The sequence below is a fragment of the Cytophagaceae bacterium genome, assembly GCA_016722655.1.
GTDB lineage: Bacteria > Bacteroidota > Bacteroidia > Cytophagales > Spirosomataceae > Leadbetterella.
Genome location: JADKIR010000005.1, coordinates 37231 through 63383 on the forward strand (window position 1 = coordinate 37231; position 26153 = coordinate 63383).

Genomic DNA, 26153 nt, shown 5'->3' on the forward strand with positions numbered 1-26153 from the left:
AGATGGAATCGTCAAAAATCACAGTAAGCGTAAATATTAATGCCCCTTTGGCTAAGATTTGGGATTATTACAAGAGCCCGGAACATAATATCATCTGGAATACAGGACACCCAAGCTGGCATACACCACATTCTGAAATCGACATGAGGGAAGGAGGGAAATTCCTGCATCGTATGGAAGCCCGTGATGGCAGTGCAGGATTTGATTTTATTGGAACTTTCAACAAAGTCATTGAGCAAGAGTTGGTTTGTTTTGTGATGGAAGATGGGAGAGAAGCCGAGGTTATTTTCAAGCAAGATGGTGATCAGGTTATTCTCACCGAAGTTTTTGATCCTGAAAATATGAACTCCCGTGAACTACAGCAATCAGGCTGGCAAGGTATTCTCGATAATTTCAAAAATTATGTGGAGAATAATTAAATATTGACCTATATCTAGATTTACCGCCCATCAATCAATGGGCGTTTTTTTTGCTTTTGAGGTAGAATTTGCCTAAATTAAACATTCAAAAACAAAATGAATTATGTCAGTCTCAACAAAAAACATCAGGCCATTGGAAATCCTGCAATATGTGGTGTTGATTTCTTTCATTCTTTATTTTGGCCGTAGTCTGTTTATTCCACTGGCATTTGGAATGCTGATAAGCTTTGTTTTGTTTCCAATTTCCAATTGGCTGATTTCCAAAAGATTTCCGGGATTTTTGGCTTATGGTCTGCCAGTAATTTTGATATTTTTATTTTTGGTTTTTGTCTTTTTTTTGATGATCAACCAAATCCTGGAATTTACCAATGAATGGACCAGTCTGAGAGTAAAACTTTTGGAGGCGATTGACAATTTGAGTCTTTTTGTGGCTCAAAACTTTGATTATAGTGCTGATTCACAAAAGATTTTCCTGCAAAATCTTCTGGATCAGTCTGGAGGTAAGGCTCTGGCATTTTTACAAAGTATGGCCTCATCCTTTTCAGAAGGTATTTTTACCCTTATTATGGTGCCGGTATTTGCAACCTTAATATTGGCTTATCATAAATTATTGACACAAACACTCTATACTTTATTTCCTGCTGAAAGGCGTGAAGCGGTAAGGCAAGTGTTGGTAAATACGGTTAAGTCTTATTATGATTTTGTAAAAGGCATGGCTCTGGTGTATCTGGCGGTGGGGATTCTTAATAGTGCTGGTCTGGCTATCATTGGAATTCCTCATCCAATTTTATTTGGTTTTCTGGCTTCTGTCCTCACTTTTATTCCTTATGTGGGTATTATGGTGGCTTCTCTTTTGCCCATCAGCGTAGCCTGGGTTACTTATGATTCTGCCTGGTATGCTATTTATGTGATTATAGTTTTTGCAATAGTACAAGTGTTGGAAGCTTACATTTTGTTTCCATTTATTGTCGGTAACCGACTTAAAATTAATACCTTGAGTATTTTTATTGCCATTGTTTTGGGTGGGATTTTTTGGGGTGCAGCTGGCATGATTTTATTTATACCAATGGTTAGTATCCTGAAATTAATAGCTGATAAAACCGAAAAACTAAAATCGATTTCTATTTTATTGGGCGAAAATTAAATTCTCTCTTTTAAGTATTTTTCAATCAGCAATTGGTGATGCTCCACATGAAAAATGGTGAAGTAAAGTAATTCCCTGAGCGTCAATTTCCCAAGCAATGGGTGAGGGGCAATCAGATAATCCAGGTCATTCTCAGAAAATCCATTTACTTGTTTACCAAGTTTTTTTATTTGCTTTTCCAAAGTCAAAATCAGCTTCTTTTTTGCAGAGAATGGCACTTCTTTGGGAATAAATCTTGAAGTTGCTCTTCCTCCTGCTTCCAGCTTTTGATGGTATTTGGTAAAGACTTCGTCATAAGTACGACTGGGACGGTTTGTAGTGCCAAAAATCATTTTTAGCATAAAATTGGGCAACATAAAACCCTGATTCAAAGGCTTTACACTCTTGATGATATGTTCGAGCTGTTGCCCGGCCGACCATTTGTCCTGAAAAGCATATTCAAATTCTTCCTCAGAAAGTCCATTGATATAGCTAATAAAAGCCTGATGCTTAACTTCGAGGTTCTGAATGATTTCCGTTTTGTTCATGACTTAAATTTTGATTTAATTCAGGTCGGTTTTTGATATTTCCTGCCACATTCCCGGTTCCAATTTATCAAGAAAAACATTACCAATTCTTATTCTTTGCAAAAAAAGAACCTCATAACCCAATTTATAGCACATTCTTCTGATCTGCCGGTTTAGTCCCTGGATCAGAACAATCCTGAATTCCATATCCGAAACCCACATAACTTCACAAGGAAGCGTCATTTTTCCCATTATTTTTATTCCCGAGGACATGTTTTCAATGAACTCCTCAGTGATGGATTTATCGACTCTAACCAGATATTCTTTTTCGGTTTTGTTTTCTTTTCTCAGAATCTTATCATAATACCGGCCGTCGTCCGTCAAAATGAGCAGGCCTTCCGAGGCTTTGTCCAGCCTTCCAACCGGAAATACATCCGGAAAAGGCAATATATTGATCAGATTATCAGGAATTTCCGAATTCAGAGTGGTTTCTACACCGCGAGGTTTGTAGTAAGCCAAATATTTGAAGGTTTTGGCTGCCTGGACTATCTTTCCATCCACCACTATTTCATCTTCCGGCTCCACTTCAGGATTTGAGGAAACCACATTTCCATTGATTTTTACTTTTTTATCCATCAGAAATTGCTGGACCTCCTTGTTGGAAATCCCAAGCCGTTTGACAAGGAAATATTGAAGTTTAGTGCTAAATCCCAATGGAGTTATTTATAAAATAAATTAATGATTCTCGAATAAAATTGAAACTGTAATAAATAAGGTATCAGTTTTGATAATCTTTTCGGTTTCGTGCAAATTAGAAAATTGACCCCAAAATATTGATTTTTTATTATTGTCAAACGGTTAAATATTTTTAAAAGGAAAAATAGGCTATTAATCTACTTAAAAATAGTATTTCGTAAAAAAATAGAAAAACACCCCATTACATTCTTTGTGTCGGCTGCCGCCTGGGCCTTCATTTTTTTTCGAAAAAAAACGAATCGGAGAGGCGTACCTCCAAAAAAAACTGCATCGGAATGCCGCACCACCTGCAAACTCACACACTCAAAATTCTCAAAATCATTTATTTAGAAAATTCAATTTTCTCTTAATGAGAATTTTGATTGTGTTCAGACAGTGCAGGCTGTTATAAGGTTACATTTTTTATTTATTATTCCAGTTTGACAGTAATTTTTTATTTCATGTTTTTGGAAATAAATCTTAATATTTCACTAAAGCGGAAATAAAAAATAGTTTACAAAAATCTTAACCATATTCAATCAACCAAAAAATCAATCATTCATTTTACGAAACAAATGCCCTCCCCATCAATGCCTGAATCATTGTGAATGACACAAAAGCAAAATAAATCAAAGCAAAAATCCATACATAAGTTCGCTTTTTTGATTCTGAAGTTTTGAAAGACGACATAAAGAAGCCAAATATCGGAACGACCTGCAATGCATGCACCCCAAAGAAATGTGCAATCCGCAAATCACCGAATACATTACTCCAGTTTAAAAAAGGCATTCCTTTGGCACCTAATTCAGCACCTACGGTATGCGTATTTACCGCACTCATATATCCACCCCAAAAACTGAAAATGATAAAAATGATCAGGCCTAATTGAATAGAAAGTACTTTATCAGAGCTGATCGAAAAAGACTTTTGTCTGATAAATTTAAGTGTAATCAATAGAGTAGAGACCGTGAGCCAGGCAATCATAATTCCCATCAAAGCGTAAAGGATTCCGCCTAAGATCTCGGTTTGGTTAAAGTGTGACAACTTTCCTCTGAAGGCCTGAATGTTAATGACCGCTTGTTCGAAAATCATGACAATTGTCGCTAAAACAGAGAATCTTCTGACGGCCTTTTTGTCTTCGAAATATTCTAAAATATACGCAAAACTCCAGGCGTAAATCCAGATGCTGAGCGAAAATTTAATGGGTTTTATCATGGAATTGATTCCTAAAACCTCAACGTCGTTAAAGGGTGCATAAATGCCTAATATTAGTGTCAATACCAAAAAGGCTGTGCCGCAATGGGCCAATAATTTATTTCGGTTATATATTTCATTTATAAAATTCATGAGCAAAAAGATTTTGAGTCGGACTAAGTTATTTATAATCCGATTAATTTGAAAAATAAGTTAATTGGCTTTAAAACAGCGATTTGGTCTTAAAGGTTTTTATGATAAGAAATATCAAATACCCCATAGGACCAAACATAAAGGTAAACGGAAGTGGAATTGTATAAAGCCAGCGGGAAATCTGCAATGTCTTACTTTTTCTGACAATATAAGCTCCCACAAACAAGTCGAAAGCAAGATAGTGCAACCATCCTCCAGCCACCGCATCATCGTTTTGAAATAGTGCCTTTACATTGGCAAGCGTGCTGAAACTATCCGCACTGAAATCACCGATGCCTTTCAACATTAAATAGGAGTAAACAACACTCAAAACCACAATCATTCCGCTCAAAATTATGGCCTGGGTATATTTCCAGTTGGGAAGAAATATAAGTAGTATCCAGCCAAAAATTACGAAGGAGTTTCCGAAAGAGAATATTGCTGAAGCGTTCATAATCAATCGATGAGTTTAATCGAGGTTTGTAATCCTGTATTGTGAATGCTGATTTTGCAGTCATTAAAATCAGGAGCGGAAAATCTCGGTTTAAAGTTTTTAGAGAAACCAAAAGGCTCAGTAGGATAGCCAAAGACATTTTTGTCCAGATTGAAATTGCCATTAAGGTCATGGTAAACGGCAATTGCATAATCTCCCTGTGGCAGATCGGTGATGTTAAGCAAAAGTTCCCCAGTTTTGGTGGGTTTGATTTCTTTCGCCAGGCTGATGTCGTTTCCATTAGGGAAATCGCTGCCTTTTTTAAAAAACGCAATCCTGATTGTCCCTTTGGCGTTTTTGATGTTCTGAATTCTCAGCTGAAGCTCAGGTTTATCTGGCATTCCCATGAAACCCAGCGATGTTAAGATAGTAATAATAAGAATTTTCATAATTGTTTTTAATTAATGTTTTTGCAAAAATGAACAGTGTTCATAAAATACACATGTCACATTTGTGACAAAATTTCATTTGGATTTACTGTCAAGCTGTTAAATAGTTTTAAAATGGAAAACAGGCTTTTTCTTTTTATAAAAATGGTATTTTATTAAAATAGAAAAACACTCCAATTTCATTCTTTGTGCCGGCTGCCGCCTGGGCCTTCATTTTTGCCAACCGTGGCACCGCTGGTATGCCAGCCCAGTCGAAAAAAACGAATCGGAGAGGCGTACCTCCAAAAAAAACTGCACGGCAGCGGCCGACCGCCTGCAAACTCACACACTCAAAATTCTCAAAATCATTTATTTATAAAATTCAATTTTCTCTTAATGAGAATTTTGATTGTGTTCAGACAGTGCAGGCTGTTATAAGGTCACATTTTTTTATTTTATCCGTTTGACGGTAATTTTGATTTACTAAGCCTGCTCCTGATTCTGCTCAAAGACTGTCGCTCTACGCCGAGATAGCTGGCCAGGTCGGTGAGCGAAATCCGGTTAAATAACTTTGGATTTTGAGTGATAAAATCAAGATATCTTTCTTCAGCAGTTTTAAACAGAAATCCGTCAATACGGTATTGGAGACCTACAACTGCATACTCAGTTACTAATCTGCCATACCGCTCTATGATTTTGTATTTATTGTAACCATCCTGCATGGATTCATAGGGCAATTCGACCATGATACAGGATTCTATGCATTGAAACTGGAATTTTGAAGGTTTTCTGCTGATATAATTGGGATAATCTGTCACATATTCATTTTCATACGAAAACCAGGCTGTTTTCTCATTTCCTTCCAAATCTTCATAATAAGCCCTCACCAAACCATGCACCAAAAAAGCAAGCGAATGCTGCATTTCACCCGATTTTAGATAAAAATCCTTAGGCTTGAGCCTAACCACCTGAAGGTCTTCTTTGATATAATTGAGGATATCCACCTCAATCTCAGGACAGAGCATTTTGTAATGGTTCAGGTACAAATCTATGGCTTGCTGGTCGGTCATGACAAAAACATTATCTAATTCATAACCCCAATAAAGTCAATTTGTTTGAGATTTTCAAACCAAACCATTATTCAAAGCCATTCTTATGGCCTCGTTGGCAGAGTTAACATGAAGTTTTTTGTAGATATTTTTTAAATGGAAATTTACCGTAGGGAAGCTCACACCCATTTCGGCAGCTATTAACTTATAGCTCAGGCCTTTGACCAATAAATCCAATACTTTTTTCTCGGTGGCGGTAAGTTCTACAAATTCTTTGACTGCGGCATTTTGCATCTGAAACATACCAATTACTTTTCGGGCGATTGCCGGGCTCATCACCGAGCCACCCTGGTAGGTATCAAATATGGCCGAAATGTATTTTTCAGGAGAAGAAGCCTTTAGAATATAACCATTTGCACCGGCACAAAGGGCTGCAAAGATTCTTTCATTTTCTTCAAAAACGGTTTGGATACATATCTGGACTTCGGGATATTTATCTTTTACCAGCTGAGTAGCCTCAATGCCATTGAGGCCCGGCATCTGAATATCCATAAGTATCACATCGGGTTTTTCACGCCGGGTATTTTCCAAAACCGCCCGTGCGTTGGAATGTGAACCCACCAAAAGAATATCAGTTTCGGTTGAAATGGTCTCCTCTAATAGCTCTCTGATTTCTTTTTGGTCTTCGTAAATACTTACTTTGATCATTCCTGGTTTTTAAAAAGACAAAATAAACAGATTTTTTTTATCAATAATACTACTAATATAAGTGGGTTAAATTTTGATTTTTATCGTGGTTCCCATATTGATTGCACTGCTGATTTTATATTCAGCGTTTATTTTTTCGGCCCTCGCCCGCATGTTGATCAGTCCGTTTCCACCCCTCGGATCATCTAAAATAAAGCCTTTTCCATTGTCGCTTAATTCTATAATTTTCCGGTTTCTTTCCTGCCACATTTTAAGCGTAATCCGCTCTGCATCAGAATATTTCGCGGCATTGTTTAGAGCCTCTTTAAACAGATATATCAACTCCCTGCGTTTTTCAAAGTGCAAATTATCCGGATTAAAGTTATCTTCTATTTCTACAAAAAAATCAATGTTCCTGGCTTCACAAATCTCTTTTCCAAAATCCAAAATCCTTTCCAGCCAGTTTTCTTCATTATCGTTTTTAGGATTGAGCTCATATACCGCCAACCGCACTCTGCCCAGAATATCTCTTGCCTTATCGGCAATGGTTTGCAGGCGTTCTTTGATTTCAGCTTCTGAGCCTGTCTTTCTTTTGCTCAACTCACTATACATGGTTAAACTGCTCAATGAAGCCGCCAGGTCATCATGAAGGTTTCCTGAAATCTGATTCCGGAGCCTTTGCTGTCTTTCTCTTTCCAATTGGTTTCGGCGGAACTTATACCCCAAAGCCAATGAAAACAATACGATTTCAAACATTGAGCCTATCATCAACACATATTCCTGATACAAACTGCTTAATACACCCAGATTTTGCAAGGCAATGATTAAAGATGCCGTAGTCAGAAAAAACACGGCAAAAGCATAAAAGTAAATAATGGCAATTCTACGTTTTATGTAAATTATGCAAACCAAATAATACAAAAACGAAAAAATCATACTCAGAGCAATCGCAAAATAGTTGATCTGATTGGGATGCCAGAAAGGGGTGACTATCAATAAAATAATAGAAAATGTAAGAATAAAATACTTGATGGGTTTCCAGAATTCTATTTCTTTTTCCAGCTCCAGGAATTTTTCGGTAAATAAGGTGATAAAAATATAAGAGACGTACAAAAACATCAGAAAGGCGTATTCATTGAAGGGGTGATTTTGCCAGAAATATTGAAAAGAAAGACCATATATGGAGAATTGGAATAAACCCAAACTCAAAATATAAATCATGTAATAAAGATAGGTGCGATCCCGGATTGTAAAAAACAAAAACAGATTGTAAAAAGAAATAAGGATGATAAAACCGCTGAAAATACCCCAGACCAGTTTCCGGTTGCTGATATGAGCCGTAATTTCACTTTCATTCAGGATTCTTACGGGTATTTTTAAGTCACGGGTGGTAGCCGCTCTTATGTAAACGTCATATTGCTGATTTTCAAGAAGATTAAGCTCAAAAATAGGGTTGGGGTCTTTTATTTTATATCGTTTAAACGGCCACTGGTCACCGGATTTGCCATAAAATACCTCCTGATCTTTTTCAAAAATCCAGACTTCCAGCTCACTTAAGCGGGTGTTTTCTACTTCCAGAAACCAGGTTTGATTGGAATTATTCTTGATTTTAAACTTAACCCATGCCTGTGCATCGGTATAGAGGAAATTGGGAATCGCACCGCTTACTTCTTTCAGTTTTGATTCAAAAGCCGGGTTGTTTATTTCCGGTCTTTTATATTGTCTATCCCCATCCAAAAACGCCTGAAAGTGAATGGGTATCAGCTCTTTGGCATTGTTGGTCAGTTGGTTATATTCAATCTGTGCTTCAGAGATTATATGACCCGGATAGAAATAATTCAGCCCATCTACGCCTCCAAAATACAGCCGGCCATCGTTTGATGCCAACGATGCAAAAGAATTGTATTCATAATCCTGCAATCCGTCGTTGAGGTTGAAGGTCACAAATTTTTCATCTTGTATATTGAGTTTGCAAATGCCCCGGTTGGTACTCAGCCAAAGGTTATTTGGATCTGAAAACTCACCGCAATAGACAAACTCATTGGGCATGCCCTCTTTTTGTCCATATTTTTTGATGATTTTACCCGATTTGTTGAGGTAAAAGAGCCCATTGCTGGTGCCGACCCAAAAGTTTTTTCTGATATCTTGTTTCACAAAAACAGGAATCACATTTTTCAATAAATGAAACGAAGAATTGTTTTTTTGCAGAAATAAACCCTTATCAATCGTAGAAATCAACCTTTCGGCTGGAGAAACAGAATAAGTAAAAATCACCCTGTCTTCTCTGAAACTTTCATCCCAGCTGATCTGGCCGTTTTGGGTATTGTATCTTAATATTCCTTTTTCAGTACTCATTATCAGGGTTTTGTCTGTATAGTCAAGACTTCTGATAAAAGCATCCTCATTGTTTTGGAAGTATTTTTTTATAGGAATGTCCTTTACGGTTTCATTGACTATCTGAGCTAAACCATTGCTCGTGGCCACAAATATCTTTCCATCCTGGGTTTTTAATAAATGGGAAAGGTGGTTGGAGGGAAGTTTAGAATTGGAAGTGATAAAATATTTTTTAAAACTTAGATCGTTCCGGTTGAGAAGCCAGAGCCCGCTGTTTAAGGTCGCCAGCCATAGATTATTTCCATCTTCACATACAGCCCTAATGCTGTTGTTTTTTAGCTCAGAAGGGAAATTGATAGGGAAATCGATCGACTTTTTGGCAAAATTGCCCGGTAAAATATCGATTTTATCAATACCATAGGGATCGCTGTTGGCCCAAACGATGTCATTGTTATCGATGTACAGATGAGAAACCAGATTATCTTTTATGCCAGCTTTAAATTCACTGTTTCTTTTGATATTATCCATTTTTCCGGTTTTGGAATTATAAATTACCAAACCCAGAAACTCGGTTCCCATCCAAAGCTTACCTTTTGAATCAAAATCCAGACTTTGAACCAAACCAAAAATTTGCCCATTGAATTTGTCTATCTTCTTGTATTTAAGTAGTTTAGGGTCAAATATTATTAAGCCTTCTGCAGTTCCCAGATATAACTTTTCATCAAATAGTTTAATCTTAATAATATTCAGATGTTTCCCGAAAACATTGTTTTTATTCTCCGAAAAATAGTTGGTACTTTTTCCGTTTTTGAAATGTACAAGTCCGTGGTTTTCTGCGATCCAGTATTCTGTCGGAGAAATAATTTCTATGGAATTAAAATTGCTGGTGAAGTTGGGTGTATATTTTATTTTTTTGTAAAAACTGGAATATTTTAAATTGTTGACATCCAGACTGATATATCCTTTTCTTGACGACATCAACCACAGTTTCCCAAACTTAAAGGCAATGGGCAGCACTTCTTCTCCCGGGAAAAAATTGGTAAACTGATCTTTTTCAAAATCATACCTGCTCAATCCGTTTTCGTGGCCTACCCATACATCTGCATTGGAATCTTCCAGGATACCTGAGATTTTCAGACCCGAAACACTTCTTTTTTGATCGGGGTCCGGTTTGTAGATACTGATTTTCTTCCCGTCAAAAATATTGAGCCCATCCTGACTACCAAACCACATATAACCGCGGCTGTCTTTCAAAATGGCATAGATAGAACCCTGAGACAGGCCTTCCTTTGTGCCGAAATGGTTCACCCGGTAAGGTGGCAATTGTCCGGAAGTGCTGATTGTAAGGAAAATGAGGATCCCAACTAAAAGTTTATATTTTATTCCAATCAATTTTTTAATAATAGTTTTAAACGAAAAACCCCTCAAGATAGTCACTCCGGGCATATTTTAAGAAATAAAAGGAATGAATTTTATCTTATGACAAAAAAAGCAGACCTTTTGAGCCTGCTTTCTAATATTTTCAAATAAATCTATCTCCTTGAGCGTAACAAGATTCTTAATATATACCAGTACATCAACATAATTGAGGCAAAAAGCTGTAATGCCGCTCCTACATATTGTTCGGTATGATAAACTTCTTTCATATTTTGGGTATTGTATAAAATGCTCCCACCGGCAAGTAAAACCATCGCCAGAGAGAACCAAAGGCCCAATTCGAAGCCAAATAATGCCCCGCAAACAATTAAACCAATTGAAATAAAACCTCCCAATACAAGGATGCTCTTCATAAATGAGAAATCAGTACTACTGGTAAAACCCAAATAGGTGAGTCCGGCAAAGAGAAACAAGGTAAACAGACCCGCCTGAAGCAATACATCGGCTGAATCGGCAAGACCCACCACAATGTACATCATAGGCAGAAATATGAGGGCTTCTATCAAAACATAAAGTCCCAGCCCGGCATACTGAACGTTGCGGCTCTCTGACATTACGAAACCATTGGCCAGCATTGATGCCAACCAGAAAATCCCGATTATGGCCAGCCAGGTAAGTCGGCCGCCTAACATGAACTCAATAACGGCTGGAGGGGTAAAAATCAATAAAATAGTCTCAACTAAGATGAATGCTAAAATTGCCATCGCCACATGGAGATAAGTCTTTTTGTAAAAATTAACTCTCTCAGTATCAGAGGCGTTTGCAACAAGTTGGTAATCAAAATTTTCCATTTTTTTTGTGTTTTAATAAATTAAAAAATAAATAAAATTGCGGTAAAAAGTCTTTTAAGAATATTTCTGATGTCCGACAAATATAAATAAAAAAAATGTTCCTTTAAATCATAAAACAGTCCGTTCTAAAAATTTGATTCATACAAACATTAATCTTAATAAGAATTTGAAAATCAAATTTTTAGAGAGGATCATTGTTTTATGAAGGTTTTTTTGCTTACTTTTTTTCAAAAAAAAGTAAGTCCCAGCCGGAAAGGCGACGCAAAGAAAATTTAAAGAAAGGTACTTTTTGTAATGAAAAAAAACTTTCCTGGCAGTATTTTAAGGCCATAATATTGGATAAATAGAATTTAGTTGGACAATAAATATTATAAAAATATACAAAAATCATACTTGATTTAATTTTGAAGTTAAAAAGTTTTAAGTCAATAGGATTATGAATTTTTTTATTGTCAAATAATATCAATATCTGACACTTTGGCAGAAAAATCATTTATGGAATAATTATTGAAAACCTGATAAGAAATTTTAATCTGTTTTGTATGAAAAAGGCAAAGAAAGAGGAGGAAATTGTGAAAAATGATGAAAATATAGAAGCCACAGAACCTTCTAATGACACTCCGATGTTTGAGGAAATGTTGAGCGAGTCCCAAAAACTGGAATCTGAAATCGCTGAGGCAAAAGATAAGTATATCAGGTTATATTCTGAATTCGACAATTTCAGACGCAGAACTGCAAAAGAAAAAATCGAAACCGTGATGCATGCCACCGAAGGCCTCATGAAAGAGCTGTTGCCTATCATGGATGATTTTGAAAGAGCTCAGAAATCAATGGAGACCACTGAGGATATCAAGGCGATCAAAGAAGGTATTGATTTGATTTTTAATAAATTACAAAAGACCTTACAAGCCAAAGGCCTCAAAGTCATGGAATCAAAAGATCAGACTTTTGATGTGGAACTGCATGAATGTATCACGCAGTTTGCTGCCGGCGATGACAAAAAAGGCCTGGTGATTGATGAAGTAGAAAAAGGTTATTATCTCAACGATAAGGTAATCAGATACGCCAAAGTGGTGGTAGGTAGCTGATTATCCGTTCAAAAATATTAAATAGCTGAAAGCTTATAGCTGACGGCCCAAAGCAAAATATTAATGGCTAAAAAAGATTATTACGAAGTACTGGGAGTGTCAAAGTCGGTTACGGCTGAGGAGCTGAAAAAAGCTTACCGGAAACTTGCCATCAAATATCACCCTGACAAAAACCCCGGTGACAAAGAGGCAGAAGACAAGTTTAAGGAGATAGCCGAGGCCTATGGCGTGCTTTCTGACCCTGACAAAAAGGCAAAGTATGACAGATTCGGACATGAAGGTCTGGGTGGCGGAGGCTTTGGCGGTGCCGGTGGCGTAAACATGGAAGATATTTTTAGCCAGTTTGGTGATATTTTTGGTGATGGCAGCCCATTCGGCAGCTTTTTCGGCGGTGGCCGGAGTAGCGGTGGCTCCAGAAGGGCAGTGAGGAAAGGTTCTGACCTCAGAATCAAACTTAAGCTCAACCTGGAAGAAATTGCCAATGGCGTAGAGAAAAAAATCAAGGTAAAAAGATACGTTTCCTGTAAATCTTGTAGCGGTAACGGCTCCAAACACGGAAACTCACTCCAAACTTGCGGTACTTGTAATGGCTCTGGCCAAATCAGACGGGTACAACAAACCATGTTAGGGCAAATGGTAACCACCAACACCTGTCATGTGTGTAACGGAGAAGGAAAAGTAGTACTCGATCGTTGTGATGTTTGTTTTGGAGAAGGCCGGGTGCTCGAGGAAGACATGATTACCATCAAAATACCTGCCGGTGTTGCCGAAGGAATGCAGCTTTCGATGTCGGGCAAAGGAAACGTGCCTAGTCGTGGTGGTGTGGCCGGTGATTTGTTGATTCAGATTGAAGAAGAGGAGCATCCGCAACTGAAGAGAGACGGCAACAACCTGATTTATGACCTGCCCCTCAACTTTGTAGATGCCGTATTGGGCCGTGAAGTGGAGATTCCGGTGGTGACTGGGAAAGTTAAAATACATATCAAGGCAGGAACGCAGGCAGGAGAGGTTTTGAGGTTAAAAGGCAAAGGCTTAAAAGACCTGAACGGTTACGGCACAGGCGATCAGCTGATATATGTAAACATTTATACGCCCAAAACAGTTAGTACAGAAGAAAAGGCAATATTGGAAAAGCTAAGAGAGTCGCCAAACTTCCAGCCCAAAGCCGGAAGCGACAATAAGAGCATATTCGACAAAATGAAAGACTTCTTTCATTGATACAAACTAAAAACTATATAGAATGGTCTTCTTTGAAAAAGGGAGGCCATTTTTTTGTGGTGCTGTTTAGTTTCTTGTAATTTCCTTTCTTTTAATTATTGATTTTACTAAACCTGGAAGTATCATTGAAATTAATGAATGGTGAGTGGTATTCCCATTCTCCGGTCAAAGACTGGAATTCGCACATTCGAAGGCTGGAACCTTTGCACGGCGGGGCTTTTCTGTGCTTTGGCCTTGTGTGGATGCAAAAGATCTTGTAAATTTTAGTGTTATGTAGAGTTTTTTATTTAATCCTCAAAGGTATTCTTTGGTACTTTTCTATATGATAAATTTCATTTTTATGATTAAAGAAGTCTTTTTCAATTAAGAATCCTTTGGAGTCATACTTGTACGTTTTATAGTTATTTCCAGCACTATGTGTTACATCTGATGTAATCGGGTTGTCGGTGCTTTTAATCTCTTCTTTTATAAGTTTATTTTTATTGTTATAAGTGAAAAATTCTTTCTCATAAAGTCCGTTTCTAAAGCGTTCTATTCTTATTAAATTTCCGCGGGAATCGTAGTAATATTGACCTTTCCAATTAAGGACTTTGTTAATGTAAGTAAATTCCTTATCAACCTTATTTTGCTTGTAAGTATATTCTCTCCAATACCTAATTCTCTCACCATCTTCTGCGTTAAACTCATGGATTAATTCTCTTATAATTTGATTGTGAATGTTGTAAAATTTAGTTTGTTCATATTTAATTGTGTCCAAATTTACAACCGAATCTCGGGTTATATAGTCCGCTATATAATTACCTTCTAAATCATGAATTAGTAAGTTTCTAACAAAACCTGGACAAATTCGTCCCCATTTGGTTTCGATAAGTTGGCCCTTGTTGTAATAGTAAGTCATACAACTTTCATCCTCAATCCGACGAATTAAAATGTCGTTTTTATAGAATTCGGAAGATTCAAATATATTTAAGTCCGATAAAGTTCTTATTTCATAATCATAATCATCGAACATGTAATGTCGATCCGAATTATCTCTACAAGAAATATTGAGGAGGAAAACGAATAGTAAATGATAAGGTTTAAACATTCTCTTTAAATTCTACATAACATTAGTATAGATCCAATTACGTCGCCAATTGCGTCTATATCGCTATTAATTGTAATCGACATTTCTTGTTTAATTACTTTATTTTCAAACATATATCTGTTGGTAATCATTCGTTGTCGGTTAATACATTTCACATTGCAGACCGTGTGGTCTAAAATCATAACGAATGTAAAAAATTGATTTTGAAAGGCAAATAAATAAATGTGATTTTTCTTTTTCGGTTATCAATCAGTGGTTTCCGGGCTTCGTAGCAGGAGTAAAAGGAAATTATCAGTTTAAGGTTTCTCATTGTAGCGTATCAGTGTATTTATATTCCAGTGCATCAAATTACGCAAGAAATGAAGAAATCGTCGATGTTGCCGTTTCTTCAGTGCCAATTATTGATTTTACTAAACCTGGAAGTATCATTGAAATTAATGAATGGTGAATTACTTTCTCTGGTCAAAGACCGGTATTCACACGCACTAAGGCTGGAGCCTTTGCACAGCTGGGTTAAAAAGGTTTACTTAGTTACCTTTTTGTATTATTCGTAAATGTTAACTCATTATTACCCGTTTAGCAGGTTAAAAATAAAATGTCAATACGCTAATAATCCATTAAATAAAATGATGTAGCAATAATTAAAGTAAGATTGCATCTTTACTTGATAAAAAACGCATCAAATGAAACTCCTCAAATTACTTGTATTTGCGTTGAGTATTATTAAGCTAAATGCCCAAATCAACCTTACTGGTACTATAACTTCCGGAGGGGTAAGCCGCACATTTACTTATCATTTACCAGCCAATAATCCTGACTGTGATTTACCTGTTCTGATTGCCTATCATGGCGATGGGGGTACAGGTGCAAGTTTTCAAAATTATGCAGGTTTTGATGCTTTGGCCAATAGTCAGAATTTCATTGTAGTGTATCCTGATGCAACAACCATTTGGGGAACGAAACAATGGAACAAATATGCCGATAATGTGGCGGGTTTTGCCCCATCTGGTGAAACAAATGCTGCTGACGATATTCAGTTTACAAGCGACCTGATAGATTTTTTTGCCAATAGATATGCCATCAACAAAAACCGTGTTTATGCCACCGGGCATTCTGGCGGTGGATTTTTTTGTTATTTCCTGGCTATCGCTCTTGGCAATAAAGTTACAGCCATAGCACCTGTGGCAGCAAGTTTGTGGGGCGAAACTGCTTACCAAAACGCTTATTTTGGAAATACAAGTTCAATTAAAGTACCTATTTTTCATGTGCATGGCACAGCCGATAACACCGTAGCTTTTCCGATTCCAAATTATCCGCCTGCCACACATCCTTCATGGGTGTGGCCTGAGGCAAGTTATGCAAATTTGAATTGCGGCATTTACGATTATACCACCTCTGCTTTCAATACCAATGTTGATTACCTGACTTTTTGCCCAAGCAATAAGAAGGTTGTGTTGGCTGCCATCAAAGGCTGGGGGCATGGCTGGGCAAGCAGCAACAGTGGCGGTTTTGATACACCCGGCGAAATCTGGAATTTTCTCAAAGATTTTAATCTAAGCACGTTTGCTGCAGCTACGCTCACAGCTCCAATGGTATCGCCAACTTCGGCAACTATAAGCCAGGGTCAAAGCCAAAATATTTCGGCAAGTGGTTGTCCTGCCAATGCTACACCCCTTTGGTCAACAGGAGAAAGAGCTATTGCTATTACTGTAACACCCTCCGCAACAACTACTTACACCGTAAAGTGTTTTGATTGTGCAGGAAGTGCAGCAGCAAGTTCGGTGATTACTGTTGGTACTTCGGGAGGTGGAGGTTCACCAAGTATTGATACACATTTCAAGATTGACCAATTTGGCTATCAGACCAATGCACAAAAAATTTGTGTTATCAGTAATCCTGTGATTGGTTATAATGCAATAAATAATGCTTTTACACCTTCCAATACGCTTGAGGTGCGGAAAGTTATTGATGATGCAATGGTCTATTCCGGAACAATTTCGGTTTGGAACAGTGGAGCTACACATGACCAATCGGGAGATAAAATTTGGTGGTTTGATTTTTCGGCATTGGTTACTGATGGCGACTATTATATTTATGACGTTACGCAAAACAAGCGTTCGTTTAGTTTTGAAATTCGGCAAGATGTGTATCGAAATGTGTTAAAACACGCTACTCGTGCATTTTTTTATCAACGCTGCGGAATGCCCAAAGCCATAGCTTATGGTGGACGAAAATGGAATGATGAAGCAGCATGTCATCTTCATGCCAATCAAGATTTAGATTGCCGGTTGGTAAGCGACCCCGGCAATGCTGCTACCTCAAAAAATCTTTCGGGTGGATGGCATGATGCCGGCGATTATAACAAATACACCAATTTTACCTATTCGCCCCTGCACGATTTGCTTTTTGCTTACCAGGAAAAACCCGGTATCTGGACAGATGATTTTGGGATTCCCGAAACAGGTAATGGGATTCCTGATATTTTGGATGAAATAAAATATGAATTAGACTGGCTCCTGAAAATGCAAAATAGCGATGGCTCGGTTTTGAGTAAAGTTAGTGGCACCGGTTTTGATTCGGCATCGCCTCCCAGTGCCGATACTGCCCCGCATCGTTATGGAGCTGCTTCTACTTCTTCCACACTAACGGCGGCTTCGGTTTTTGCCCATGCCGCTATTATTTACAAAGCCATACCTGCTTTGGCTATTTATGGAGCGGGTTTAGAAACAGCTGCGATCAATGCCTACGCATGGGCAAGTGCCAATCCCAATATAGTTTTTACGAATGCGGGTTTTCAGAGTGCCAACCCTGAAGTAAGCAATTATGAGTACCAAACGGCATTAAAGTGCTCGGCAACGGCGTATCTTTTTGCATTGACAGGAAATAGCACTTATAAAACTACTTTTGATGCCAATTATGCCAATATGCACCTTTTGCAGTGGACATTTGCCTATCCTTTTGAAGCCGCTTACCAGGATGCCTTGCTTTATTATGCTTTTACGAGCGGAGCAACGGAAGGCGTTTCGAATGCCATCAAAAACGCTTTTACAAGTTCGATGCAAAACACTAATGAGAATTTACCAAGTTTTACCGGTAATACCGATGCGTACCGGGCCTATTTAAAAACTCAGGATTATCAATGGGGATCAAACACCACCAAGGGCCGAAAAGGCTCGATGTATTATGCCATGCTACAATATGGCTTAAATGCTGCCAACGCTACCAATTATGAAAATGCCTCACGAGGTTTTGTTCATTATTTTCATGGGGTAAATCCTATCGGCAAAGTGTATTTGACAAATATGTACAGCAGTGGAGCCGACTCTTCGGTAAACGAATTTTATCATGGTTGGTTTGGTGATGGCACAGCGTATGATAATGTTTTTACCTCATTGTATGGCCCACCCCCCGGCATTGTCCCCGGAGGAGCAAACCCCAATTATGCACCTGATGCAAGTTATGGTGGCACCATTTCCCCCCACAGAATAATCCTGCTCAAAAATCATATAAAGATTGGAACACCAGTTATCCTCAAAATTCGTGGGAGCTTACCGAAAATGGTATTTACACCCAGGCCAGCTATATTCGTATGTTATCGAAATTTGTAGAAAAAACACCTTGCCCAACCCATTTGACGATAAATGTTCCATCAGTAGCTACCCAAACCGAAAAAGCTACCGAACAAATTAAAGCAAATAATCTTATTAACCCAACTAACACTACATTTCAGGCAGGCAAAAGTATTTTGTTAGAAAATGGCTTTGAAACACTATCCAATACTGTTTTTAAAGCAGAAATTAGTGGGTGTAATTGAGAGGAATGATTGTCTCTTTTTTAAGAAAAGTAACCACTGAGAAAAGTATATTTTTTTGTTGAATTCTCAAAAGTGCATCGTTTAATAAATTGACGGCGGAAAAGGGGGTTTATTTGATTTGGTAAGAGATTTTAAAGTTTTTACCGCAAAAGAAATATTAAAACAATCCAAAATGGCCAATAATTGATTTTACTAAACCTTGAAGTATCATTGAAATTAATGATTGGTGAGTAACATTCTTTTTCTCCTGTCAAAGGCCGGTATTCGCACGTACGAAGGCGGGAACCTTTGGACCGAGGGCTTTCTTCTACTTTGCTAAATGTTATAAGCTGGCCGTTTCTCCACTAATATTTGACCAATTATTTAAAAGCGTTACATATTTTTCTGTTGAGTTTCCAGCTTCATATTCTGCGGTTAAACTTCCAACTTCTAAATCAAAAAAAAGATTTGTGATTACTTCTAACTCTTCTTCTGCTAAATTTACTCTGTAATAACTTGTTGTTTTATCTTCCTTTCTGTTATGTAACTTTGGCTTTTCCACTTCATTATTCTCCAAAATATTTTCAAGCTTGGTAACAATTTCTATTTGTCCAATCTTTGATAATTCGGTAATGGCTTCAGAAATAGAATTGTAATCTATTGTTTTCATGGCTTCTATTTTAACGTGTCGCCGTCGGTTTGATTATAACGTTTTGCCGCTTTGCGAAGGCGGGGATTTTTAGCACTAAACTTCATTAGATGCACAAAGCTTGAATTTAGCACTTCACTGTCATAGAAGCACGAAACCCCCGCTTTTGCAAAACGGCTGTTAGCACCATTTTTTTATTGTTTGTCAGCATTCGTTACAAGTTTACACAATTCGGCATATTCCTTTCCACCGTAATTTTCTGGACTATTCCGTGTAACAAAATGATACTTTCCATTTATCAATACCTCTAAAATCCATTCTTCTCCATCAAGTATCATATTTGGGTCGTGAGTTTCAATATTCCAAAAATTTACACTATCTATTTTCGCCATTATGTTCTCCCAAGTTTCTGATTTTATAATTTTCTGTTCGTGTTTAATTCTCCGTCCAGCGTCATAACCACCAAGTCCTTTTGTTTTACTGTAAGTCAAAGTAATTTGTCCATTACTATTTTCTATTCTGTATGAAAAAGGATTTGACCAAGTTCCTAAATGTGTAAACCTGATTATTTTTTTGTTGTCATTCTGTAATTTGTAAAGTATTGGTTCTTTCATACTTTTTAAATGTTTTGAATACCATTGGTTTACAAATTCATTTAAAGTGTCATTTGGTTCAGGAAAATTACACGGAAATTCCTTTTTCTCAATACAGTCATTTCGTCTTTTTGTAAATTCTGCACTTAACAATGGATAATAATATTCATTTGTTGAGTTCGGCTTATATCGTAAATCAGCATTGAACACAGCACAACTTGTCATTGTAAAAATTAGTCCTATGTTGATTATTAGTTGTCGTTTCATAAAATTGATGCTAACATTAGTATAGATCCAATTCAATAGCCCAATTGCGTCTATATCATTATTAAGGTTAATTGATGTTTTTTGTTTAAATGATTTATATTAAAATACATATCCATATATTAGCATTCGTTGTCGGTTAATACATTTCACATTGCAGACCGTGTGGTCTAAAATCTTTACGAATGTAAAAAATTGATTTTGAAAGGCAATTAAATAAATGAGATTTTTCTTTTTCGGTTATATATCAGTGGTTTCCGGGCTTCCTAGCGGTAGTTTTTATTTCAAAACTATGAATCTGTAAATCACAGGTGGGTTTTGGAATGTTCCAGGGGGGGGCTAAAAAAGTTTTAAGGGGGTCGTAAAAAAGTTTTAAGGGGGTCATAAAAAGTTTTAGGGGGGTCTAAAAAAGTTTTAGGGGGGTCGTAAAAAGTTTTAGGGGGGTCGTAAAAAGTTTTAGGGGGGTCATAAAAAGTTTTAGGGGGGTCGTAAAAAGTTTTTGGAGGGGGTAAAAAAGTTTTAGGGGGGTCATAAAAAGTTTTTGGAGGGGGTAAAAAAGTTTTTGGAGGGGGCTTTTAACTTATTTGAAGCCCCTGGAACCTTTAAATTCACGATTTGATTATTCCCGGAGGGGGTATTTTATTGCCAGGAAGCGAGTTGAATATTGAAAATCTAGCTTAGGAGCAGGGCAGAGGTAATTTTTTTGATAATGTATAGAGCTAAGCAAAGAACCGTTATGCCTTTTTGGAAAGGGTACTTTTTAGCTTAATTTTTTGGGGGAGGGGCAGATCCTTAAAGCATTTTCGTTTTACAAGACAAGAGCGGTATTCTCAAAATGGAAGGCAATGGTCTTCTTTCAGCGGGTCTAAATATTTGTAGCTATTTTCCATGAATAGTATATAACCTTGACAAAAAGTCAGATTCAGAAAACTTTCCTGATTTCCAATCTACATAGAGTTGAATTAAATCTTTACTCGGTTCAAAACCTTCAAACATATTTGTTCCAATCGCATTGGCAGTATTTTCCAGAGATTTCAGGTCTGAAAACTTCACACCCATTATAGTAAGGTTTTTACGATCTATTTCTATGCTTTTATACATTGTCTCAGGTTTAGAAAGTATATACAATAATAAGAAATTTTTATGAAACTTAACCATTTTCGTATTTGAGAGCCTTTTTCTGAGAGTCTTTGTTACAAAATGAAACAGTAAATATGTATCAAATCTTAAAATAAATAAACGTTGTTCAGAGTCACTTTGGAGGCTATTAACAGACTAAGCACTGAATTGGAATTGAAGAATAAAATTCCAAGTTTTCATTTAAGGCTCCATGACCAATCATCTGTCTTGTGTATTGATTTTAATCGTTTATTCCTGATTCATCCATTTTTTAAATTCTTGCATTTTATGTGGGTTTTCAGCAAACCACTTTTCAATTTTATCTTGATCAGAAGATTGAGATATATAATAGCTGAATGCTTCAGAATTATTTGTTTTTACTAAGTCATAAAATAAAGTCACATAAAAATCCCACCAAAAGCCTTTATTTTCATTTTTTAATTCACCTAAAATACTAAAAAACTTATTTGTGGTTTCAACAAATGACTCCATTTCGGTTTTATTATTGTTTTCTTCAGTAAATTGAGAAGCTGCCAATAAACTTACCATCATTTCTGCAGCCCCGAATTCGCTATCATTTGAAGAATTTAAAGGTATGTTTAGGTTAATATTATTCTCATCTTTCTTTTCAACTCCTTGACCCAGTTGATTTTTTAGACTATTGTAGTGAATCTTTGTGCGTTTGGTATTTGGCTCCAACATTAAGAAATAATAGGTTGCCAATAATGATTTAACTCTCTGATCTTTAGCTTTCATAATTATTGCTAATAAAATATGACTGCTTCCGTGAGTTGTTTTTGCAATTATAGCATTAATTGCTGCCTTTTCAGCCTTATCATAATCCTTAATATTATATAAAGTAAAAGCAAGATTATAGTTCAAAAGATTGCTTTCTGGAAATTTTTTCAAACCTTCTTCATATGCTTTAATCGCTTTTTCAGGTTTTCCAAGCATATCAAGGCAGCTTCCTAACACAATATAAGCCTCATGTAGATTATTTGTTTTTTGTTCAATAACTTTCTTACTGTATTTAACCCCATCCTCATATTTTTTAGAAACCATATAGGTATAAGATAATTCATAATTTGCTAAAGTTGAGTTATGATCAATGTCTAAAGCTGCCTTATATTTAGCTATTGCTTCATCATACTTTCCTAAATCGTGCAATTCAGTGCCTTGTACTACTAATTCTTTTACATTACTATCTTGTCCAAAAAGCGGTAGTCCAAAGAATAATCCAAAAGTTAATGTTATTAATAATCTCATATTTGTTTGATTTTTAGTTTAATTGTCAATTATCTAGCATGTGAGAGTGATTTAAAATGCACTAATGGTCATTTTACAAAAATGACATATTTATCTTTTTTAAAACGAAATTGCTTAGCTATTAAAATAGTTTGATATTGTGTCATATTTTTCTCTTTTTACTATTCGTTGTCGGTTAATACTTACCTCCGGAGTAGACCGTGTGTTCCAAATTCACTACGAAAGTAAAAAAATATTTCTTCAAATAAAGAAATGTATCAGCAAAAACTTGAAAAGAAGTTTTAAAAATTTGGATGGCAAAAGCACTGCGAGTGGTTAGACTCCATGCCGGGAATAAATGAGTCAAAAAACAGCCTTTACCACCTTTCCCATGGGAACTTCTTACGCATTTTGCGTTTTGAGGTTTTGGGTACCGTTCCGCTTTCGGTTATTTTCTCACCTTTTTCCTTATCCCACAAAAAATGTATTCTCGGCACAGCCATTATGCTTTTCCCCGAAAATGTACCCGATACCTGGGTAGAATGCCGGTGCTCCATTTTTATATGACAACTTTCCATGGGGCATCTGGGTGCCCAGCAGCCATTAAGACTAAGGGTCAATAAGCTCAATATTAATAATTTAAATATTCTCATAAAGGCACCACAATTCTGATTCCTGCGGTTTTGCTAAAATACAAACCCGAGGTTTCCGGTTGATTAATGTTTTTGTTGGTCATATATCCCAAATGTAGGATGGTGGAATTGGGGTCAAAATCCGGATCAGTGAAGGTTGCCTCTGTTACAGCATATTTTCCCAGTCCCGCACCAATATAGCCATCTAAAAATAAGTGTTTATGGATTTGAAAATGCTTACCAAATTTCAGATTTACCGTCTGCCGGGTTTCCTGAAACTCAATCCCGGTAATGGTTGCGTAGGAGGGAAGGTTCTCACCACCAAATCCCACAAAAGCATTCATGACCCTGTCGTAGGTGCCATTGACGTATTCTATGGCATAATATCTCCCAAAAGGCTTTTTGTCCAGGGCATAAAACGGATACCAATCTGAAAAATACATTTTGATTTCGCCGCGGTATTCTACATTTTGGTTCAAAGGCATGGTCTTTTTGTAATCTTTATTCAGATTGCCTGAGCCTTTTCCTTTGCCATAATCAAACGAAAAACTAAAACGCCCAAAAGGCGGAGCGAGCTCAGCTCCATATTGCAGTGTATTATTTACCCCAAAAAGCGTGGTGGGGTTAAACCGCAGCAATAAAAAAGGCACATGGGTAAACTCCACATTTTTAACCGTTGCCTGTTCATCCAGATCAATCCCTGCATTTTTTTGAGAAAACGCATTCATTCCACACAGTATCAATAATAAAATCAATATTCGCTCTTTCATCCTACCTGATTGATTTTCTTTAAAATACCCTGGTCCGAAAGTTCAAATTGCCATACTGAAGTGGGTGTTCTCACCATAAACTTATTCATTTTGGGGATAATCCTGATATGTTTGGCGTCTGGAATATTACTCTCCGAAGTTTGGGTAAGCGTATGGTCCGGGTTTAATCGGTTCACGGTCAGTTTACCATCTGCGGAAAGAGAAATTAAAAACCTTTGCATCGATTTTATGTCAATCACCTTATCAAAACCCGCTGATTTCCTGAGTTTTATGTCTTTGTTTTTGTCTATAGTAAAAAACTTGATCCCCGGCTCTAAATTGGGCAGACATTCACTGCCACCGCCTGCCACCAATATTACGCTGTCAATGAGGGCAATCTGATCACAAATACTGATTGCGGTGGAGGCATAGTATTTGGTTTTGATATTGTTACCGGGGAAAATCGCCCCTAATCCTTTTGAACTTAAGTAAACCAGCGTGTCGGCATTACCTGCAACTTTTTCAATATCAGCCGAATCCATCTTTAAGGTTTGCATATTCAGATTCGTAATGAACTCATCGGCCAGAAAATTGATGGAGTTTTTGCTCAGAATTATCTTCTGACCATCTTCCGTTTCACTGAAATTCTCAACTTCGGTATTACTTCCCAAAATCCTTAATGAGCCAATCTTTTCAACCTCAGAACAAGCCGTTATGATTAGGATCAAAATCAAAACTCCGAATGTGATTTTTATATTTTTCATCTGTAGCAGCTTAGTTTTGTGGTGATTTTCCTTTTTTCCCATTCCAATATATACCCTGTGGTATCCGTAGGGCACTCAAAGTAAACATTCCGGGCTTCGGGGTAATCCGGAAATTTGAAAACATTTTTCCTGCGGTTTACAAATCCAATATTTCCGGGAGCAAACATCACGCTGTCGGCTTTTTCGGGTTTAAATTGGTCCAGAAATTCAAGTCCTTTCACTTTAAAGGCTATGAGATCATCACCGTTGTTGCAAATGATATGGTCATCTTTAACGGTAAAGTTTCTCAAGGCGGGTACGGTTAGAAAATAAAGAGGCTCAGGATTGGTACTTTCAGGGTTTTTGAAAATATGAATGCCTTCTGCATACTCAGCAATGAATAGAAATTTCTCAGTACGATAGCTGTCACTAATGTTTTTTAGGGGTCGCGATGGTTCGAGCCAAATTTTATCCAGAGCACTCCTTTTTATGGTTTTTTTTATAAAATAACCTTCCGACTGAGCACTGGGATCGCTTTCCCGGAAATCCTCAAATTTTCGGCAGGAACTCAATAACACCATGGCGGAAAGTGCCAATATTGTTTTTAACATTCAAAAAACGATTTTTATTTATTTTTACAATAAACGTTCCAATTCGGGATTTCTTATTTCCCAAAAAAAATCCCACCCGGTAAAGGGCAGGATTAGAACTATAATTGTAAATATTTTTATTTGTTTCCGTAGGCATAATAATATTTCATTGCCTTATCCATTTGTGCTGTAAGATTCGCAATTCTGGATTCATCAGTAGGGTGAGTCGAAAGCAATTTCGGAGGTTTTTGAGAGGTTTCGGCTGCTTTCGCCATTCTTTGCCAGAAAGCCACAGCTTCCTGAGGATTATAACCTGCCATTGACATAAAAATCAATCCAATTTTATCTGCTTCTGCCTCTTGTTTACGACTGTTGGGCAATACTCCACCCAGCGTAGTTCCAATTCCCAATACTTGCCCTGCGGCTTCCATTACCCGTTGGTCGCCTGTGGCTACTCCTGCAGCTACAGCTCCTAATTGAGTGATTCCCTGTGCCATCATTGCACGACTCATACGCTCGCGTCCATGCTCGGCTATGGCGTGTGCCACCTCATGACCCATTACCACCGCAATACCCGCTTCCGACTGACAAATAGGCAATATTCCCGTATAAAAAACCACTTTTCCACCGGGCATACACCAGGCATTTAACTCTTTACTCTCTACAGTTCTGAATTCCCACTGGTATCCGTCTAATAAGGAACCCAGATTTTGTTGAATCAGATAATTCTCCGCTGCTTTTTTTATTCTTTCACCTACTCTGGCAACCATCTGGGCATCGGCTTTTGATGCCGGCACTTGTTTTACGGTATCCAGAAATCCCTTGTATTGCTGAAAACTCAGACTCATCATTTGTTCACCCGATACCAGCCCAACAAACTGCTTTCTGTTGGTCAAAGGCACTCTCTGACATGCCCATACAAACACAGCCATTAGAGAAACCGTCAGTAAAATCTTATAATTTTTATTCATTTTGTTGTTAATTATGGTAATTACGTGCCTGATATTTTTAGTTTTTTAATCAATTACCCGTTT

The 26153-nt window shown here is 37.2% G+C and carries 26 protein-coding genes; 7 read left to right on the forward strand and 19 right to left on the reverse strand.

Annotation, left to right across the window (positions count from 1 at the left end):
* The first annotated feature begins 2 nt into the window (after positions 1-2).
* Together IPP61_15905 and IPP61_15910 are read left to right on the forward strand one after the other, a co-directional pair.
* Positions 3-419, forward strand: a complete 417-nt coding sequence (locus tag IPP61_15905) for an SRPBCC domain-containing protein (protein ID MBL0326635.1) — start codon at positions 3-5, stop codon at positions 417-419.
* Between the two features lie 103 nt (positions 420-522).
* Positions 523-1563 carry an AI-2E family transporter gene (locus IPP61_15910; protein ID MBL0326636.1) on the forward strand — a complete coding sequence of 347 codons (1041 nt, stop codon included), beginning with the start codon at positions 523-525 and terminating at the stop codon, positions 1561-1563.
* On the opposite strand, the gene IPP61_15915 is transcribed toward IPP61_15910, so the two are convergent.
* The 9 genes from IPP61_15915 to IPP61_15955 all read right to left on the reverse strand — a co-directional run bounded on the left by IPP61_15915 (position 1560) and on the right by IPP61_15955 (position 11349).
* Positions 1560-2090 carry a DinB family protein gene (locus IPP61_15915; protein MBL0326637.1) on the reverse strand — a complete coding sequence of 177 codons (531 nt, stop codon included), beginning with the start codon at positions 2088-2090 and terminating at the stop codon, positions 1560-1562. The genes IPP61_15910 and IPP61_15915 overlap by 4 nt on opposite strands.
* A gap of 15 nt (positions 2091-2105) precedes the next feature.
* Positions 2106-2783, reverse strand: coding sequence for a pseudouridine synthase (locus tag IPP61_15920; protein ID MBL0326638.1), 678 nt, complete (start codon positions 2781-2783; stop codon positions 2106-2108).
* 585 nt (positions 2784-3368) lie between these two features.
* Positions 3369-4151 carry a hypothetical protein gene (locus IPP61_15925; GenBank protein MBL0326639.1) on the reverse strand — a complete coding sequence of 261 codons (783 nt, stop codon included), beginning with the start codon at positions 4149-4151 and terminating at the stop codon, positions 3369-3371.
* Positions 4152-4221: 70 nt separating this feature from the next.
* Complete coding sequence (locus IPP61_15930; protein MBL0326640.1) at positions 4222-4644, reverse strand: DUF4281 domain-containing protein; 423 nt, start codon at positions 4642-4644, stop codon at positions 4222-4224.
* A 2-nt stretch (positions 4645-4646) separates the two neighbouring features.
* Positions 4647-5072: a DUF2141 domain-containing protein gene (locus IPP61_15935; GenBank protein ID MBL0326641.1), complete on the reverse strand. Its 426-nt coding sequence runs from the start codon at positions 5070-5072 to the stop codon at positions 4647-4649.
* Positions 5073-5506: 434 nt separating this feature from the next.
* Positions 5507-6121 (reverse strand): Crp/Fnr family transcriptional regulator, encoded by a 615-nt coding sequence (locus tag IPP61_15940; GenBank protein MBL0326642.1) that lies wholly within the window; start codon positions 6119-6121, stop codon positions 5507-5509.
* 54 nt (positions 6122-6175) lie between these two features.
* Positions 6176-6808: a response regulator transcription factor gene (locus IPP61_15945; GenBank protein ID MBL0326643.1), complete on the reverse strand. Its 633-nt coding sequence runs from the start codon at positions 6806-6808 to the stop codon at positions 6176-6178.
* A gap of 66 nt (positions 6809-6874) precedes the next feature.
* Positions 6875-10513: a hypothetical protein gene (locus tag IPP61_15950; protein MBL0326644.1), complete on the reverse strand. Its 3639-nt coding sequence runs from the start codon at positions 10511-10513 to the stop codon at positions 6875-6877.
* Positions 10514-10653: 140 nt separating this feature from the next.
* Positions 10654-11349 carry a US12 family protein gene (locus IPP61_15955; protein ID MBL0326645.1) on the reverse strand — a complete coding sequence of 232 codons (696 nt, stop codon included), beginning with the start codon at positions 11347-11349 and terminating at the stop codon, positions 10654-10656.
* Between the two features lie 542 nt (positions 11350-11891).
* Between IPP61_15955 and IPP61_15960 the strand changes: the two genes are divergently transcribed.
* Both IPP61_15960 and dnaJ read left to right on the forward strand, forming a co-directional pair.
* The gene (locus IPP61_15960; GenBank protein MBL0326646.1) at positions 11892-12437 is read left to right on the forward strand and encodes a nucleotide exchange factor GrpE; all 546 of its coding nucleotides are present in this window, start codon (positions 11892-11894) and stop codon (positions 12435-12437) included.
* Between the two features lie 63 nt (positions 12438-12500).
* Positions 12501-13655 carry a molecular chaperone DnaJ gene (gene dnaJ, locus IPP61_15965; protein ID MBL0326647.1) on the forward strand — a complete coding sequence of 385 codons (1155 nt, stop codon included), beginning with the start codon at positions 12501-12503 and terminating at the stop codon, positions 13653-13655.
* Between the two features lie 283 nt (positions 13656-13938).
* Here the strand turns inward: dnaJ and IPP61_15970 are convergent, their stop codons facing one another.
* Entirely contained in the window at positions 13939-14667 is a 729-nt protein-coding gene (locus IPP61_15970) for a hypothetical protein (protein MBL0326648.1), read from the reverse strand.
* 434 nt (positions 14668-15101) lie between these two features.
* Here IPP61_15970 and IPP61_15975 point away from each other — a divergent pair, with 434 nt between their 5' ends.
* The 3 genes from IPP61_15975 to IPP61_15985 all read left to right on the forward strand — a co-directional run bounded on the left by IPP61_15975 (position 15102) and on the right by IPP61_15985 (position 18556).
* Complete coding sequence (locus IPP61_15975; protein MBL0326649.1) at positions 15102-15296, forward strand: hypothetical protein; 195 nt, start codon at positions 15102-15104, stop codon at positions 15294-15296.
* A 129-nt stretch (positions 15297-15425) separates the two neighbouring features.
* Positions 15426-18350 carry a glycoside hydrolase family 9 protein gene (locus IPP61_15980; protein ID MBL0326650.1) on the forward strand — a complete coding sequence of 975 codons (2925 nt, stop codon included), beginning with the start codon at positions 15426-15428 and terminating at the stop codon, positions 18348-18350.
* Positions 18332-18556 carry a hypothetical protein gene (locus tag IPP61_15985; protein MBL0326651.1) on the forward strand — a complete coding sequence of 75 codons (225 nt, stop codon included), beginning with the start codon at positions 18332-18334 and terminating at the stop codon, positions 18554-18556. The genes IPP61_15980 and IPP61_15985 overlap by 19 nt, the downstream gene beginning before the upstream one ends.
* 322 nt (positions 18557-18878) lie before the next feature.
* Here the strand turns inward: IPP61_15985 and IPP61_15990 are convergent, their stop codons facing one another.
* The 9 genes from IPP61_15990 to IPP61_16030 form a co-directional block, all read right to left on the reverse strand.
* Positions 18879-19205 (reverse strand): hypothetical protein, encoded by a 327-nt coding sequence (locus IPP61_15990; GenBank protein ID MBL0326652.1) that lies wholly within the window; start codon positions 19203-19205, stop codon positions 18879-18881.
* 173 nt (positions 19206-19378) lie between these two features.
* Complete coding sequence (locus tag IPP61_15995) at positions 19379-20044, reverse strand: hypothetical protein (GenBank protein ID MBL0326653.1); 666 nt, start codon at positions 20042-20044, stop codon at positions 19379-19381.
* Between the two features lie 876 nt (positions 20045-20920).
* Entirely contained in the window at positions 20921-21142 is a 222-nt protein-coding gene (locus IPP61_16000) for an antitoxin VbhA family protein (protein MBL0326654.1), read from the reverse strand.
* A 267-nt stretch (positions 21143-21409) separates the two neighbouring features.
* Positions 21410-22426, reverse strand: coding sequence for a tetratricopeptide repeat protein (locus IPP61_16005; protein MBL0326655.1), 1017 nt, complete (start codon positions 22424-22426; stop codon positions 21410-21412).
* 356 nt (positions 22427-22782) lie between these two features.
* Complete coding sequence (locus IPP61_16010; protein MBL0326656.1) at positions 22783-23058, reverse strand: hypothetical protein; 276 nt, start codon at positions 23056-23058, stop codon at positions 22783-22785.
* Positions 23055-23807 carry a hypothetical protein gene (locus IPP61_16015; GenBank protein MBL0326657.1) on the reverse strand — a complete coding sequence of 251 codons (753 nt, stop codon included), beginning with the start codon at positions 23805-23807 and terminating at the stop codon, positions 23055-23057. The genes IPP61_16010 and IPP61_16015 overlap by 4 nt, the downstream gene beginning before the upstream one ends.
* Positions 23804-24550 (reverse strand): hypothetical protein, encoded by a 747-nt coding sequence (locus IPP61_16020; GenBank protein ID MBL0326658.1) that lies wholly within the window; start codon positions 24548-24550, stop codon positions 23804-23806. The genes IPP61_16015 and IPP61_16020 overlap by 4 nt, the downstream gene beginning before the upstream one ends.
* Positions 24547-25140, reverse strand: coding sequence for a hypothetical protein (locus IPP61_16025; protein MBL0326659.1), 594 nt, complete (start codon positions 25138-25140; stop codon positions 24547-24549). The genes IPP61_16020 and IPP61_16025 overlap by 4 nt, the downstream gene beginning before the upstream one ends.
* Before the next feature lie 116 nt (positions 25141-25256).
* Positions 25257-26090, reverse strand: a complete 834-nt coding sequence (locus IPP61_16030) for a M48 family metallopeptidase (GenBank protein MBL0326660.1) — start codon at positions 26088-26090, stop codon at positions 25257-25259.
* Positions 26091-26153 lie beyond the last annotated feature (63 nt).